Origin of the sequence: Pseudoalteromonas sp. T1lg22 (assembly GCF_002964645.1) — a bacterium.
Taxonomy (GTDB): Bacteria; Pseudomonadota; Gammaproteobacteria; order Enterobacterales; family Alteromonadaceae; genus Pseudoalteromonas.
The window spans coordinates 62,020-75,711 of sequence record NZ_PQBY01000010.1; the positions used below are offsets into that span (position 1 = coordinate 62,020).

The window sequence follows — 13,692 nt, forward strand, 5'->3', positions numbered from 1 at the left end:
ATAATGAAATCAATTAAACATTCTCTTCTAAAAGGCTTAAGTGGACTGCTATGTGCTAGCGCCGTTTTTACCGCTAACGCCCAAATTATCCCCGCAGCTCCTGAGGTTAATGCCAAGGGTTATTTCCTGGTTGACTTCACCACAGGCAAAGTAATCGCTGAAGGCGAAGCCGATACCAAATTGGCACCGGCCAGTTTAACGAAAATGATGACCAGTTATGTGGTAGGTACAGAAATCGCCGCAGGCAACCTGGCTCCCACCGATATGGTGACGGTCAGTGAAAATGCCTGGGCAAAGAATTTCCCAGAATCATCAAAAATGTTTATCGAAGTAGGTAAACAGGTCAGTGTTGAAGATCTTAACCGCGGTATCATAATTCAATCGGGCAACGATGCCTGTGTAGCCATGGCCGAACATATTGCCGGCAGCGAATCAGCATTTGCCGATTTAATGAATGCGCATGCGGAAAAACTAGGCATGAGCAACAGCCACTTTATTAACAGCCACGGCCTAGACACCAACGAGCATTACACCACGCCACGCGATATGGCGACCCTAGGTGCCGCCTTGATCCGTGATGTGCCGGACGAGTATGCCCTGTATAAAGAAAAAGATTTTACCTATAACGGCATTAAGCAGTTCAACCGTAACAGTCTGTTATGGGATCAAAGCCTTGAGGTAGACGGCATTAAAACCGGTCATACCGATGATGCCGGCTATAGCCTGGTTTCTTCAGCGACCAAGGGCGATATGCGCTTAATCGCTGTGATCATGGGTGCCAGCTCTGAGCGTGCCCGTAAGGTTGAAAGCAAAAAGCTGCTTAACTACGGCTTCCGCTTTTTTGAAACCATCACTCCGTATCAAGCCGGTGACAAGTTTGCCGAGCAACGTATTTGGATGGGTGATAAGGAAATCGTTTCTCTGGGTATTTTAGAGAGCACACCAATCACTATTCCGCGTGGTCAACAAAAGAACCTGGAAGCCAACTTCGAGCTTGATACTACATTGGAAGCGCCACTGGCCAAGGGCACTAAGGTAGGTACCTTATACCTGCAGCTAGCCGGTGAAGACATTGCCAGCTATCCTTTAGTCACTCTGGAAAGTGTTGAAGAAGGTGGTTTTTTCAGCAAGATCTACGACTACTTACGCTTGCAAATCATTGAGTAAGTAGAAATATACTTACAACTGGCCTAATCCAGAATAAGCGCCCCTATTGAGGGGCGTTTTTTTTGCGCTAAAAAATGCTAGAATATGCGCCATTGTGAACTAATGAGCCCATTAGTTTGTTTGCGTCCTGTGCTGTAAATGAGGGTCAAGCATTATGGTCAATCCGGTTAAAGACACCAAGTTTGATGAGTATCTAGAGTTTCCTTGTCCGTTTACCTTTAAGGTAATGGGCCTTGCTAACGTAGAATTAACTGAGCAAGTACTTACAGTTATGCAAGAACATGCTCCGGGCGACTACGCGCCAAGAACCAAGCCCAGTAGCAAGGGTAACTACGAGTCGGTCACCCTGGTTGCGACCGTAACGTCAAAAGAGCATATCGAAATTATCTACACTGAGCTGGGCAGCCTTGAGCATGTCCGCTACGTGCTTTAACAGCACCACAGAGGACACGCCGTGAGTAATCTAATTGTTCGCCAGCTAGGACGCCAAGAATACATGCCCATTTGGCATGCCATGCAGGAATATACCGATGTGCGCGATGAGCAAAGTGCTGATGAAATCTGGCTGGTTGAGCACGATCCCGTATTTACCCAGGGCCAGGCCGGTAAAGAAGAACACCTGCTGATGCCGGGTGATATTCCTGTGGTTCAGGTCGATCGCGGCGGCCAGGTGACCTATCACGGCCCGGGCCAGCAAATGCTCTATGTACTGTTTAACTTACGCCGCCTGAAAATTGGCGTACGCGAGCTGGTAACCTGGCTCGAAGAAAGCATTATCGATTGCCTGCAAGAATATGGCGTCGAAGCCTATGCCAAAAAAGATGCCCCGGGCGTCTACGTGAATGAAGCCAAGGTTGCCTCGCTAGGCCTGCGTGTACGCCGTGGTTGCTCCTTCCATGGGCTGGCCTTAAATGTCGATATGGATTTAGGCCCATTTTTACGCATTAACCCTTGTGGTTACGCCGGCCTGCAAATGGTGCAATGTAAAGACTTAGGCGGTCCACAAAGCGTTGAAAGCGCCGGACAAGGACTGGTGCAGCAATTAATTAAACGACTCAATCCTGCAGAGGTTGAGTACCAAGAAGGTTTAGTGAAAGAATGACAAAATCATCTGTACGTATGGAGCCGGGCGTAAAGCTTCGTGACGCCCAAAAAATGGCACTGATCCCGGTTAAGGTCTTGCCGACAGAAAAAGAAGAAATGCTGCGCAAGCCACAGTGGCTGAAGATCCGTTTGCCTAAGTCGAGCGAGCGTATCGATGGTATTAAACAAGCCATGCGTAAACATGGCCTGCATTCGGTATGTGAAGAGGCCAGCTGCCCTAACCTGTCCGAATGTTTTAACCATGGTACGGCCACCTTTATGATCTTGGGTGCTATCTGTACCCGCCGCTGCCCGTTTTGCGATGTGGCACACGGCCGTCCGCTTAAACCGGATGCCGAAGAGCCGGAAAAACTAGCACTGACCATCAAGGATATGAAGCTAAGCTATGTGGTGATCACCTCGGTTGACCGCGATGACCTGCGTGACGGTGGTGCTCAACACTTTGCCGATTGTATCCGTGAAATTCGCAAGCACAACCCGGGTATTACCATAGAGATCCTAGTTCCCGACTTCCGTGGTCGTATGGAACGTGCACTTGAGATCCTCAGTGAAACACCGCCGGATGTGTTCAACCACAACCTGGAAACCGCGCCACGTCTGTATAAACTGGCACGTCCAGGTGCCGATTATAAATGGTCACTAGAGCTGCTACGTCGCTTTAAAGAAGCGCACCCAGAAGTTCGTACTAAATCTGGCCTAATGGTTGGTTTGGGTGAAGAAATGAGTGAAATCGAAGAAGTGTTACGTGATCTACGTGAGCACAATGTTGATATGCTGACCGTGGGTCAGTATCTGCAACCTTCGAAGCACCACCTAGCGGTGAAGCGTTATGTGCCACCCGAGGAATTCGACGCACTAAAAGAATATGCCGATGAAATTGGCTTTTCTCATGCTGCCTGCGGACCTTTCGTTCGCTCCAGCTACCATGCCGACCAACAGGCGGCGGGTAAAGAAGTTAAGTAACACCCAAAAACACGGCACTGCGTCATGCAAGTGCCGTGTCTATTTCAGGCACATCTTGGGCGCTTCCATAACCCTAGTGACATTACTCCCACAGACCGGCAAGATCTTTATCTCCAACCAGTGCCCTGCTCAATATAACTTCCCTTAAAATTCCACCTCAAAGTGCGATGGCTAACCGAGTTTTGTCTCAGTATGATGCTTAACCGCTAAAGCTAAAAAAGAACTAAAAAGTATCTTTGGGCAACTTAAATAGCATTTTCAGCGCCTTTTCAATCTTTGACTTATGCTTGTTAAATGCCTGTTCAGCCTCATTTGTTAAGCTCAAAAATACTGCAAACAAAGGGAATCAAAAACTATGAATAAACTATTACTAGCAACGGCCATCTCAGCTACTTTACTAACAGGCTGTGGTGGTTCTTCGAGTGAAGAAGAAACGGCTCAATTCAGCCTAGGTGTATCTGATGCGCCTGTCAGTAATGCAAAAGAAGTATGGGTAGCTTTTGATAGCATCATCATTAATGGTGCCGACGGCGAACGTCCAATGTTCGAAACCCGTACCGCAGACGGTGAACCTGTAATGGTTAACCTTTTAGAATTCACCGGTAGCGACGTATTCAGTCTTATCAATGATGAAGTTGTAGCGCCGGGTCAGTACAACTGGCTCCGCGCCAATATCGTGAACGGTGATGAAGCCAATATCGCGATGACTTCTCACATTGTATACAACGATGATACCGTTGCTCCTTTGGTAGTTAACCGTAAAAACAAAGATGGTCTTGGTGAGATTCAAATCAACGACTTCACCCTAGCGGTTGGCGAAAACCAGTTCGTTCTTGAGTTCGACCTGAAAAAATCACTGGTTGATCCTAGCAACAGCGAAGTTGTGAACCTTAAACCTACCGGTATCCGCCTTGAAAACCTTGCCGATGTTGAAGACATCGAAGGCTTAGTAACAGAAGCCATGATTACGAGCTGTGAAGCCGACAACATTGCCTTTGCTCCTGAAACAGGTGCCTTTGGCCATGCAGTTTACCTATACAGCGGTGATGTTGTTGAGCCTAAAGATCTGTATGTTGAGGCAGACGGTGTAACCTCACCTGCCGATGCACCAATCGCAACGGCTAACGTGGTATTCAATGAAGAAAGCGGACTGAACGAGTTCGAAATCGGCTTCGTTGCAGCGGGTAGCTACAAGCTTGCCTACACTTGTACGGCACACCTTGACGACGCTGAAGTACTGAATGAAGAAGTTACTCTGTACTCTACTCAGGACGTGACTGTAGTAGCCGGTGAAGACACTCAGGTTACTTTCGATATCGCTGAATAAACAGCTGAAATAAAGCGATAAAATTTTTAAAAATTTTGCTTGCGTGGCGCAATAATTTGGCTATTATTGCGCCACTTTTATTAGATAGCCAATCCTAGTACAGCATTTCTTGCCAAGGCGAAAGAGTAACTATCCAAATTAACTTTTGGAGTTATGATGTCGGTTTCTACCTTTGCTCAGCCTTTTGCTACAAACAACGAGCACCTTTCTCTATGCACCGCCCTTGCGAAGCAACACGGCACCCCATTACTGGTGCTTGATCTAAACCAAGTGCGTGAAAATTATTTACAGCTGGCTAACGCCTTGCCTAATGTTACCTTGCATTATGCGCTTAAACCTTTGCCTCATATTGATGTGGTACACACGTTAAATGAGCTTGGTGGCAGCTTTGATTTAGCCACGAACGGCGAAGTGGATCTTGTGGCTCAAGCAGGTGTTGCTCCTACTCAGGTGATCCACACTCACCCGATCAAACGCGTAAGTGATATAGAGCATGCTCTTAACTATGGCTGTACCACCTTTGTGTTCGACAGCGAAAATGAGCTGCATAAGTTTGTGCCCTATCGCGACCAAGTCGAGTTATTGCTGCGCCTGAGCTTCCCTAATAAAGATGCGGCCGCTGACTTGTCCAAGAAGTTTGGGGTGATCAGAGCTGATGCCTTACCCTTGCTTAAGCGCGCAAAAGAGTTAGGCATTCGCGTACGTGGTTTATCATTTCACGTTGGTTCACAAACCATGGATGCGGGTAAATATGTGCATGCTATCGAACAATGCAAAATAGTCTTCGAAGGAGCCGTCGCCGAAGGCCTAGGCGCTATGAATACCTTGGATATTGGCGGTGGTTTCCCGGTGAGCTACGCGGGACAGCCCATTGATATCTATGAATTTTGCGCACCGATACGCGATGCTTTGAGCAGCTGGCCCGACACGGTACAGTTTATTGCCGAGCCAGGACGCTTTATCGTTGCTTCGGCTATGACCCATGTCATGAGCGTGATGGGTCAAAGCAAGCGCGGGGGCACCACCTGGTACTACATGGACGATGGTGTCTACGGCGCCTTTAGTGGCCGAGTGTATGGTGAGCCAGAGCAGCGCTTTTACAGCCTGGTATATGAAGATGTGCAACCCTGTGTTTTAACCGGGCCGACCTGTGACAGTATCGATGTGATCAGCGATAACTGTTTAATGCCGGCCTTAGCCGACGGTGATTTGGTGTTTACCGAGAATATGGGTGCCTATACCTGGACCACCAGCACCGAGTTCAACTTCTTTGCTAAAGCGCAGTTGATCAGTCTCAATTCAACGATGCTAATCGCAGAAGTGGGTTAAATTAAAAAGCGGTGCCATTAAGGCACCGTTCTTTTTAGAACCATATTCTACTTCGCTTTTAATAGCGCATACTCGTTTGTTAGACGTTGCAATGCTTTTTGTTCTATGTCGATTAAAGTTGCGTACTTAGCTGTTATTGCTGACATTCTTTGCGCATTGGCATTATCGAACTTCGCAGCCACTAAGTTCGCAGACTGGCCCGTAGTCTTAATCTTCAACGCCTTGAGCTCCGAATCTAATTGCTGATGATAGGTCTCAATTTTATCTTCATGCTCTCGTATCTCCCGCTCAATTCGCTGCATTTTGATGTATTCATCAACGCTATCATCCTTATTCGATGGCTCAGCGGTCATCTGTTGCTTGAGAAGAAGACGATCGATATTAAGTTGCTCTCTGTTTATCAACGCTTGGTAATGATCGATGCTTGATTGCATTTGTGTTGCTATCGCCTTTTCTCGTTCAGCACCGGCAAGATTCTTGCGCTGACCGTTAGCTTGGGCTTCGAGCTCAGTTAACTCCTGCCTCATCTGCAATGAATAGGTATCTATTTTGTCTTTGCTTTGCGCTAACTCACGCGATATGGCTCGGTTATCTATGTAGTTCGCAATACCTGAATCTGCCGGCGTTGAGGTCATTACTTGTTGTTTATCGACTAGCGTTTTGACATCAAGCTTTTGCGCATCTTGGCTACAGGGTAATTGTGAGTAGCTTACAACCCCATCAATAACACATTTGTACACCGCGGTTTGTGCAACTAACTGATTACTAGATAATAATAACGTTATCGCCAATATCCTTTTGAACATGATAAAAACTCCTTTTGCACTGTTTAATTGCTTCCATTGTAGCTGATTTACACACCTGTCTTCGCTAAAACGATCGAACTCACTGTTAATTCCGTATCACTAAACATAGAACACTCACATGATGAACCTATGTCTACGGGCTTATATCTATTTAGTAACGATCTCAGAATCGCCGACAATGAGTTGCTGCAACGACTTTGCCAACATTGTAAGCAGCTTATTTTCATCTATACGCCACTAAATGAGCTCGTCGGTGCCAGCTACAACGCTTATCCAAAACAAGACGTCTCCAAAAGCGTATGTTCGTTTAGAGGGCAAACGCTTAAATGCCTCGCCGATGACCTATCGCGCCAAGGGCACAACCTCTATTTCGCCGACAGCATAGAAGATTTAGTTCGCATAATACGAGAGCATAAAGTGAGTGATATCGCCATTGCCAACCAATTCGGATGGAATGAGTCATTAGCACTGCGTAAATTGACACAGCAAGTACGGGGGATCAACTTTTGGCATAAGTCCAACCATACGCTGTTTGCAAAAGAGCAGTTACCCTTTCAAATTGACGACACTCCCGACACCTTTAGCCGCTTTAGAAAGCTTGTGGAATCTAGCGTTGCGGTCCATCCAACCATGGGAAGCCCACTACATTTTCCTACTTCGGTGCAATGTAAATTACCCTTATGCACGGACATATACAATGATTTGCAGCCAATGAGCGCATGGTTTTCACAAACAGCGACTACAGCGTTAACTAGTTATTTCAGTAGCACTGCTCCTAGTCGCTACAAGCAAACACGTAATGCCTTGTGGGGAGATAAATTTTCTACCGGATTGTCACCTTGGTTAGCCAACGGCTCACTTAGCGCGAGGCAAATGTATATGGCACTAATAAAATATGAAAATAAATATGGAGCGAACGAATCAACCTACTGGATCTACTTTGAACTCTTGTGGCGAGAGTATTTTCAATGGCTGGCTCTAAAGCAAGGCCGCTCGCTATTTGTATTTAAAGGCATGAGCCACACGGCCCCAAAAACCAGCTTTTACCCGGAACGTTATCAGGCCTGGTGTCATGGCAATACCGAGTTTGAGCTGGTCAATGCGCTCATGCACCAACTCAATACCAGTGGATGGATGTCCAACAGAGGCAGGCAAATCGTCGCCAGTTGTTTTGTCAATGAATTGGAACTGGATTGGCGCTATGGCGCGGCCTACTTCGAGCATCACTTAATTGATTACGATGTTGCCAGCAATTATGGCAACTGGCAGTACATAGCCGGGGTCGGTGCCGACCCCCGCGGTGGACGGCATTTCAACATTGCTAAACAAACCGAGTTATTCGACCCCGACGGCCGGTTTATCAAGCGTTACGGTGGAGTGGCTGTGCAAGCACAGGAGCGGGATCACAATGGCTGGCCACGGCACTAGTAAGAGAGCGAGCATGAGCAAGCAACAATACAAAGAAGTTCGCCTGATTTTAGGCGACCAACTCAATGCCAATCATTCTTGGTTTAAAACCAAGCGAGATGATGTGCTTTACATCATTGCTGAGCTGCATCAAGAAATGCACTACACCAAGCATCATATTCAAAAGAGCATGTGCTTTTTTGCTGCGATGGAACGGTTTGCGTCTGCCCTTAGCCAGGCGGGGCATCAGGTTTTACACCTTACTCTGGACGACACCCAAGAGTTTGCACAGCTCAATGAGTTAATTGCCCACTGTGTCACCGAGCATCAAGCCGACTGTTTTAGCTATCAGCTACCGGATGAATATCGGCTACGCCGGCAACTGGAGCAGCTGACATTAAGTAGCGTTGAGATAAGGCGCTATGACAGTGAGCATTTTATGCTCGGATTTGAAGAGTTAGGCGACTATTTCCAGGCGGATACCCATCACACCATGGAGCAATTCTATCGCAAGATGCGCAGGCGCTTCGATATCTTGATGGACCAGGGTAAACCCCTTGGCGGCCAATGGAACTTCGACAAAGAGAACCGTAACAAGCTCAAGGCCGAGGACATTAAACAGCTTCCCCCTCCCTTGTGCTTTGATAACGACGTTAAGGCAATTACCGAGCGCATTGCTCGCCATAAAATAAAAACCATAGGCAAAGGCGGGCCCAGGCTGCTGTGGCCGGTGACACGCAAACAAGCACTGCAGTTGCTTGAGTATTTTTGTAATCATCTGCTGCCTCTGTTTGGCACCTTTCAGGACGCCATGACCTGCCACAGCTACGCTAAATGGTCCTTGTACCATAGCCGCCTGTCGTTTGCGCTCAACGCAAAAATCCTCCACCCACTGCAAGTCATCAACGCGGCAATAGAGGCATATCATGAATCTGAAGGAAGGATCACCCTTGCGCAAGTTGAAGGCTTCGCCAGGCAAATTTTAGGCTGGCGTGAATATGTCAGAGGCGTCTATTGGCTCAATATGCCCAAGTACGCACACAGTAATGCCCTCGAGGCGCACCAAGCGCTGCCGGAATTTTTCTGGAGCGGCAAAACAAAAATGAACTGCCTGCAACACGCCATTGGCCAAAGCCTGGACTATGGATATGCCCATCATATCCAACGCCTGATGATCACCGGCAACTTTTGCTTGCTGCTGGGCGTTGACCCGGACCAGGTGGATGCCTGGTACCTGGGTATTTATGTCGATGCCATTGAATGGGTGGAAATGCCCAATACCCGGGGCATGAGCCAGTTCGCCGATGGCGGCATTATTGCTACCAAGCCCTACTGCGCCGGCGGCAATTACGTCAATAAAATGAGTGACTACTGCCAAGGCTGTCACTATAAGGTCAAGGAAAAAACCAGCGACCTCGCCTGCCCCCTAAATAGCCTCTACTGGCACTTCTTACACCGGCACAGAGCGCGCTTTGGCAATAACCACCGCATTGGCATGATTTATCGAAACTGGGATAAGCAAAGCGATGAGGCCCGTCAGGCCGTGCTTAATAGAGCGCAGTGGTGCATAGACAATGCCGATTATTTATAAAGACACAAAACAGGAATTAAAAATTAACAATTCAGTAACCTCATTGTAAGGCGCGACAATTTAAATACAGGCTGATTTAACACTAAAATGGAAACAAAATGAAACAGCCTCTTATTTTCGGCGCCCTATTAGTTGCCGCTATTACGACCGATGCCCAGGCATATAGCCAGCAAACCCATAAGCGCATTGTGCTTGATGCCATTGCCTATATGCAGCAAAACCAAAGCAGCACCGCCTATGCAAAATTGCAACAATACGCACAACAGCACAATATGTCGGTGGCTGCCCTGGCAGAACTGCTAGGCCAGGCGGCGTACGATGTGGATGATTTCGAAGACACCTTTTTCTGTGGTGCCATGTCAGGCTCGTGTGTTCAGGCTCCTGTCTGGGGAGCCGCCGAAAGCATAGTGAAATACACCAGCTACTGGCACTTCCAAAACCACACCCAGGGGGCGGATGTGCACGGCAATGACTTCGGTGGCTATAACTATGAAAAGCTCACCGTATGGGGTGACATAGATAATATGGCGGCCTCCTGGTTGCAGGGCGACTACCTGGATGACGGTCAGGGTGGCGCCAGCGGCTGGTTTGGCGACAGTAGCCAGTACAACACCTATGGCATCACCGAAGCTCACTATCGCATCGATAGCTACTCCAGCTACAGTATGTACGATGACTTTGAGGAAATGCCATTCCAACCCATAGATAACCTGGGTCAGTACTGGTACCAAAGCTACCTGCAAAGCGGTAACCCTCAGGTCTTAGGGTTTGTATTTCACACCACAGATCTACTGCAGCCGCATCACACCTGGACCACCTCGGCGCTCAATCACTCAAGTTGGGAAAGCTGGGTCAATGACTACTATGATCAAGAGCAGCTCAATGACTTTACCTTGGTTTCCAACGCCATGGCCTCATTTTCTGCCCCCGACCCGCAAAGTCAGGATATCCGTCCATTGCTAACCCAAGGCGGTGCGTTCAGCTACGCCCAAGGCGGAATAGTGCTCAACTCTGAAGATCATTATGATCGTGTACAAATTGGCCGTATGGTGATCCCTCATGCCATTGCCATGGTCGTTCACTTACTTAACCATGCGATGGAGCAGCGCTAATGCGCTGCTTTTTCTCAATCTTGATAGGCCTATTCGGCCTATCTTTTATTGCCCAGGCTAAACTTCCAAGTGAACATATACCTAGTAAGCAAGAAGTTCGCTTTATGCAGGAAATTTATAAACAGCATAACAGCGAGCTGGCACTGCATACTCGGGCGCGCCTGTTAGAAAATGCCTACCTGTTAGAACAAGCTCACCGACACTACCCCGCACTCCTTAAGCGCCAAGCCGATGTGGGGTTTGATAACCATTACCATATCCGCCGCTATTTGTTTGATGCCTGGACTGCACAAGCTTGGTTTAATGCGGCATCACTTAACACATATACGCCACCAGCGCGCCAAGATGCAAAGTGGTTACAACGCACACTTGGCCAATACCCAAGTAATGCACAGCTGACAGAGAAACAACTAGCAGACCTTACGCAAATAGAGGTGTTACCTAAATCAAGCGGCTTTGATGCCCTCACACTGGCAGATTTTTATACGGCCATGTCGATGCAAATTAAATTTCGCCTGCATCAAGGCGATCTAGCTGCCTACAGCGCAGAGCTAAACCGTTGGTATCAGTATCGCGAGGCCATCAGCAAAATTACTGCCGCGTTAAAACAACAGCAACTGTCACTACCGCGATTGGAGCGACTTGCGCTTGGGGACATATTAAGGCCGACAATACTTAGCCAACTGGGTGTGCAAGACATGATGCATGGTCATAGTCCGATGTTGGACACCTTAAAAGCAGGCATCACAGATGCGCAAATTAACCAATATTATCAGCAACATAAAAACCGGTTTAAGTACATTGATTCCGTTACAGCTTATGGCGCAATCTTTGATGACAAAACGCAGGCGGAAACCTTCTATACTCAGGCGAGCAAGCTCGGCGTTAAAGAAGCGTTTACGCAACAGCAAGACATCTTTGCTGCCCAACAAGGCGTGCTAACGCGACAAGACAAACACAAAGGCTTTACGTATCAACTGGCATTTACCAACCCGGAAAACACCTTGTCTCGTGTGGTGCGCACGCCAAAAGGTCAATGGCTTGTGGTATACACGGCAAGCAAACGCCATGCGACCTACCCCGTCGACTCGCAAACGGTGCGTTACCAGGCAAAGAATCATATTGCCCGCGAACTGGCGAAAAGCCAGTACCAACAAGGATTAGCAACCTGGCTGGCACAGGTGGAGGCCAAGCAATGAAAAAACTGATAGTCACCTTGGTTTTGCTAGCTGCTGCACTTCTGGTGTGCAATTACCTGCGCACAGCTGAACCCAGCAGCATGTCTGCAAAACGACAACCCGTTTTAAACCATTCTGATCCTGTCAGTAAAGCGCCCAAGATAGAAGAAGCACTAGCGCACGCAAGCGAATTAAAGGAGCAAGCGGTTGAACTAGACAGCCCTGAAACCGCTGAGCCAACGCCTATTCGCCAACCGGATTATCTGCCCCCCATAGCCCAACGTGAGGCAAAGACCAGCGGATATCAATATCAGGGTGATTTAGACGACCATCAGGCCTATTTGCAATTCCAGCACCAGCAACAAGCCGATGTAAAACAGGCCTATATTGTTGCAGCCAAGGTCAAAGTAGAGCAGCTTAAAGAGCTGCTCGCGCGCGGCGAGCGCGAAGGCATCAGCGAAGAGCAACGCCAATTCGCCAGAGGCAAAATCGCCGCAATAGAGAAAATGAGTGCAGAGCTAAAGGAACAGCTAAAAGCGCAGGCGATTGCGCAGTAAGAAGTTGTATAAATGAGATGACACATGAATCACAGCGTCGATTAGATTCATAAAATCGGCGCTGAAGGACAGTAATGTGCCAGAAGCGGACGGTGAACGCCAAATTAAGTAGTGAGCAACGCCGCCACCTACCTAAAGTATTGTGCCGTAAACACTAAAGCTGACTCAAACCAAAAGTGCCAAGCGTTGCGAATCTGCTTAAATTTATTGTTAGGCTTTGGTTGCCTTCAGGTCCTTTGCCTTAAACCCAATTACACCAGATTTATAGCTTTGAGTACCTTTCACAAACACGTTCCGAACAACAAAGCCTGCCATAAAGTCTTGTTCCGTGACTTTTACTGTTTGTAGAATTTCAGTAACCGTTGACTCAGAGCGATTCACAATTTCAAAAACATACATACCAGATTGAAAGCCGCCAAATCTTAAGCCCCACGTTGGCTCTTCAGTCTTTCGGGTAGATTGTTCTCTTCGTGAGAAAAACGTACCTTGTCCTATTAACTTCCAACGACGCCCTTCTTTCGCACCACTTAGCTGCACCAATGGTTTTGACGTAGAAAGAGAATAACTTTCATCCAAAATGATACCAATTTGACTACGGTGATATGCAGGGGTCGTATACACGAGCAGATCACCAGATACTCCGTCGTTGTAATTGTGAGTTGCTATCCACTGCTGCTTCTGTGGGAAGCGAGTATTTGTTGGACTAGAAAATGGAATAACTTCATAAACACTAACTGTCTCGTAGTAACGAGCCACATTAAACAGGTCATCACCAATGGAAACCATTTTTTCACTATTATCAATGGACATCTCAGAGTGGAAATCAGTTGTTAACTGATCTTCGAAAGCTGGTTTCTTAACCGGAGTATCAAGTTTAGAAGTATGGACAGAGTACACACATCCTGATAATAAAAAGCTTGCTAAAAGTGAAGTTAAAAGTTTATTGAACATATTTTCTATTCGAATTTACAACAAATTTTGGCACATCGTACCATAAGCAATAAATGAAATTGCTGAATTACGAAGCCTAACAATTTAATATCGAGCGATTGGGTCGTTTTCCTGCCGCAATCTGTCTCGTTTTTGTCCTATGACCATTGATAGCAAATTTAGAAAGTACTTGCCAGCATTGAAGTTACGTTACATTGCAC

13 protein-coding genes are annotated in these 13,692 nt (G+C 47.3%); 11 read left to right on the forward strand and 2 right to left on the reverse strand.

The window, feature by feature from the left end:
* The first annotated feature begins 3 nt into the window (after positions 1-3).
* From C2M24_RS06080 to C2M24_RS06105, 6 genes are all read left to right on the forward strand, one after another.
* Complete coding sequence (locus C2M24_RS06080; protein WP_105200674.1) at positions 4-1,167, forward strand: serine hydrolase; 1,164 nt, start codon at positions 4-6, stop codon at positions 1,165-1,167.
* Between the two features lie 154 nt (positions 1,168-1,321).
* Positions 1,322-1,600: a DUF493 family protein YbeD gene (gene ybeD, locus C2M24_RS06085; RefSeq protein WP_105213657.1), complete on the forward strand. Its 279-nt coding sequence runs from the start codon at positions 1,322-1,324 to the stop codon at positions 1,598-1,600.
* A gap of 21 nt (positions 1,601-1,621) precedes the next feature.
* Positions 1,622-2,269 carry a lipoyl(octanoyl) transferase LipB gene (gene lipB, locus C2M24_RS06090; RefSeq protein WP_105200676.1) on the forward strand — a complete coding sequence of 216 codons (648 nt, stop codon included), beginning with the start codon at positions 1,622-1,624 and terminating at the stop codon, positions 2,267-2,269.
* Complete coding sequence (lipA, locus tag C2M24_RS06095; RefSeq protein WP_105200677.1) at positions 2,266-3,234, forward strand: lipoyl synthase; 969 nt, start codon at positions 2,266-2,268, stop codon at positions 3,232-3,234. The genes lipB and lipA overlap by 4 nt, the downstream gene beginning before the upstream one ends.
* A gap of 355 nt (positions 3,235-3,589) precedes the next feature.
* Entirely contained in the window at positions 3,590-4,561 is a 972-nt protein-coding gene (locus C2M24_RS06100; RefSeq protein WP_105213658.1) for a DUF4382 domain-containing protein, read from the forward strand.
* A 156-nt stretch (positions 4,562-4,717) separates the two neighbouring features.
* Positions 4,718-5,890, forward strand: coding sequence for a type III PLP-dependent enzyme (locus C2M24_RS06105; RefSeq protein WP_105213659.1), 1,173 nt, complete (start codon positions 4,718-4,720; stop codon positions 5,888-5,890).
* A gap of 47 nt (positions 5,891-5,937) precedes the next feature.
* On the opposite strand, the gene C2M24_RS06110 is transcribed toward C2M24_RS06105, so the two are convergent.
* Positions 5,938-6,696 (reverse strand): DUF4124 domain-containing protein, encoded by a 759-nt coding sequence (locus C2M24_RS06110; RefSeq protein WP_105213660.1) that lies wholly within the window; start codon positions 6,694-6,696, stop codon positions 5,938-5,940.
* A 129-nt stretch (positions 6,697-6,825) separates the two neighbouring features.
* Between C2M24_RS06110 and C2M24_RS06115 the strand changes: the two genes are divergently transcribed.
* The 5 genes from C2M24_RS06115 to C2M24_RS06135 all read left to right on the forward strand — a co-directional run bounded on the left by C2M24_RS06115 (position 6,826) and on the right by C2M24_RS06135 (position 12,541).
* Complete coding sequence (locus C2M24_RS06115; protein ID WP_105213661.1) at positions 6,826-8,124, forward strand: DASH family cryptochrome; 1,299 nt, start codon at positions 6,826-6,828, stop codon at positions 8,122-8,124.
* 13 nt (positions 8,125-8,137) lie between these two features.
* The gene (locus C2M24_RS06120; protein WP_105213662.1) at positions 8,138-9,694 is read left to right on the forward strand and encodes a cryptochrome/photolyase family protein; all 1,557 of its coding nucleotides are present in this window, start codon (positions 8,138-8,140) and stop codon (positions 9,692-9,694) included.
* A 98-nt stretch (positions 9,695-9,792) separates the two neighbouring features.
* Entirely contained in the window at positions 9,793-10,806 is a 1,014-nt protein-coding gene (locus tag C2M24_RS06125) for a phospholipase (protein WP_105213663.1), read from the forward strand.
* A complete protein-coding gene (locus C2M24_RS06130) occupies positions 10,806-12,005 on the forward strand; it encodes a peptidyl-prolyl cis-trans isomerase (RefSeq protein ID WP_105213664.1) in 1,200 nt (399 codons plus the stop codon). Before C2M24_RS06125 ends, C2M24_RS06130 begins: the two co-directional genes overlap by 1 nt.
* Complete coding sequence (locus tag C2M24_RS06135; protein WP_105213665.1) at positions 12,002-12,541, forward strand: hypothetical protein; 540 nt, start codon at positions 12,002-12,004, stop codon at positions 12,539-12,541. The genes C2M24_RS06130 and C2M24_RS06135 overlap by 4 nt, the downstream gene beginning before the upstream one ends.
* 210 nt (positions 12,542-12,751) lie before the next feature.
* Here the strand turns inward: C2M24_RS06135 and C2M24_RS06140 are convergent, their stop codons facing one another.
* Positions 12,752-13,492, reverse strand: a complete 741-nt coding sequence (locus tag C2M24_RS06140; protein ID WP_158683702.1) for a hypothetical protein — start codon at positions 13,490-13,492, stop codon at positions 12,752-12,754.
* Positions 13,493-13,692: the final 200 nt, after the last annotated feature.

Excerpts from the sequence above, each read along its gene's own strand:
- C2M24_RS06105 (WP_105213659.1), top strand. The coding sequence starts at position 4,718 with ATGTCGGTTTCTACCTTTGCTCAGCCTTTTGCTACAAACAACGAGCAC.
- C2M24_RS06140 (WP_158683702.1), bottom strand. The coding sequence starts at position 13,492 with ATGTTCAATAAACTTTTAACTTCACTTTTAGCAAGCTTTTTATTATCA.
- C2M24_RS06135 (WP_105213665.1), top strand. The coding sequence starts at position 12,002 with ATGAAAAAACTGATAGTCACCTTGGTTTTGCTAGCTGCTGCACTTCTG.
- C2M24_RS06110 (WP_105213660.1), bottom strand. The coding sequence starts at position 6,696 with ATGTTCAAAAGGATATTGGCGATAACGTTATTATTATCTAGTAATCAG.
- ybeD (WP_105213657.1), top strand. The coding sequence starts at position 1,322 with ATGGTCAATCCGGTTAAAGACACCAAGTTTGATGAGTATCTAGAGTTT.
- C2M24_RS06115 (WP_105213661.1), top strand. The coding sequence starts at position 6,826 with ATGTCTACGGGCTTATATCTATTTAGTAACGATCTCAGAATCGCCGAC.
- C2M24_RS06130 (WP_105213664.1), top strand. The coding sequence starts at position 10,806 with ATGCGCTGCTTTTTCTCAATCTTGATAGGCCTATTCGGCCTATCTTTT.
- C2M24_RS06120 (WP_105213662.1), top strand. The coding sequence starts at position 8,138 with ATGAGCAAGCAACAATACAAAGAAGTTCGCCTGATTTTAGGCGACCAA.
- C2M24_RS06080 (WP_105200674.1), top strand. The coding sequence starts at position 4 with ATGAAATCAATTAAACATTCTCTTCTAAAAGGCTTAAGTGGACTGCTA.
- C2M24_RS06100 (WP_105213658.1), top strand. The coding sequence starts at position 3,590 with ATGAATAAACTATTACTAGCAACGGCCATCTCAGCTACTTTACTAACA.
- C2M24_RS06125 (WP_105213663.1), top strand. The coding sequence starts at position 9,793 with ATGAAACAGCCTCTTATTTTCGGCGCCCTATTAGTTGCCGCTATTACG.
- lipA (WP_105200677.1), top strand. The coding sequence starts at position 2,266 with ATGACAAAATCATCTGTACGTATGGAGCCGGGCGTAAAGCTTCGTGAC.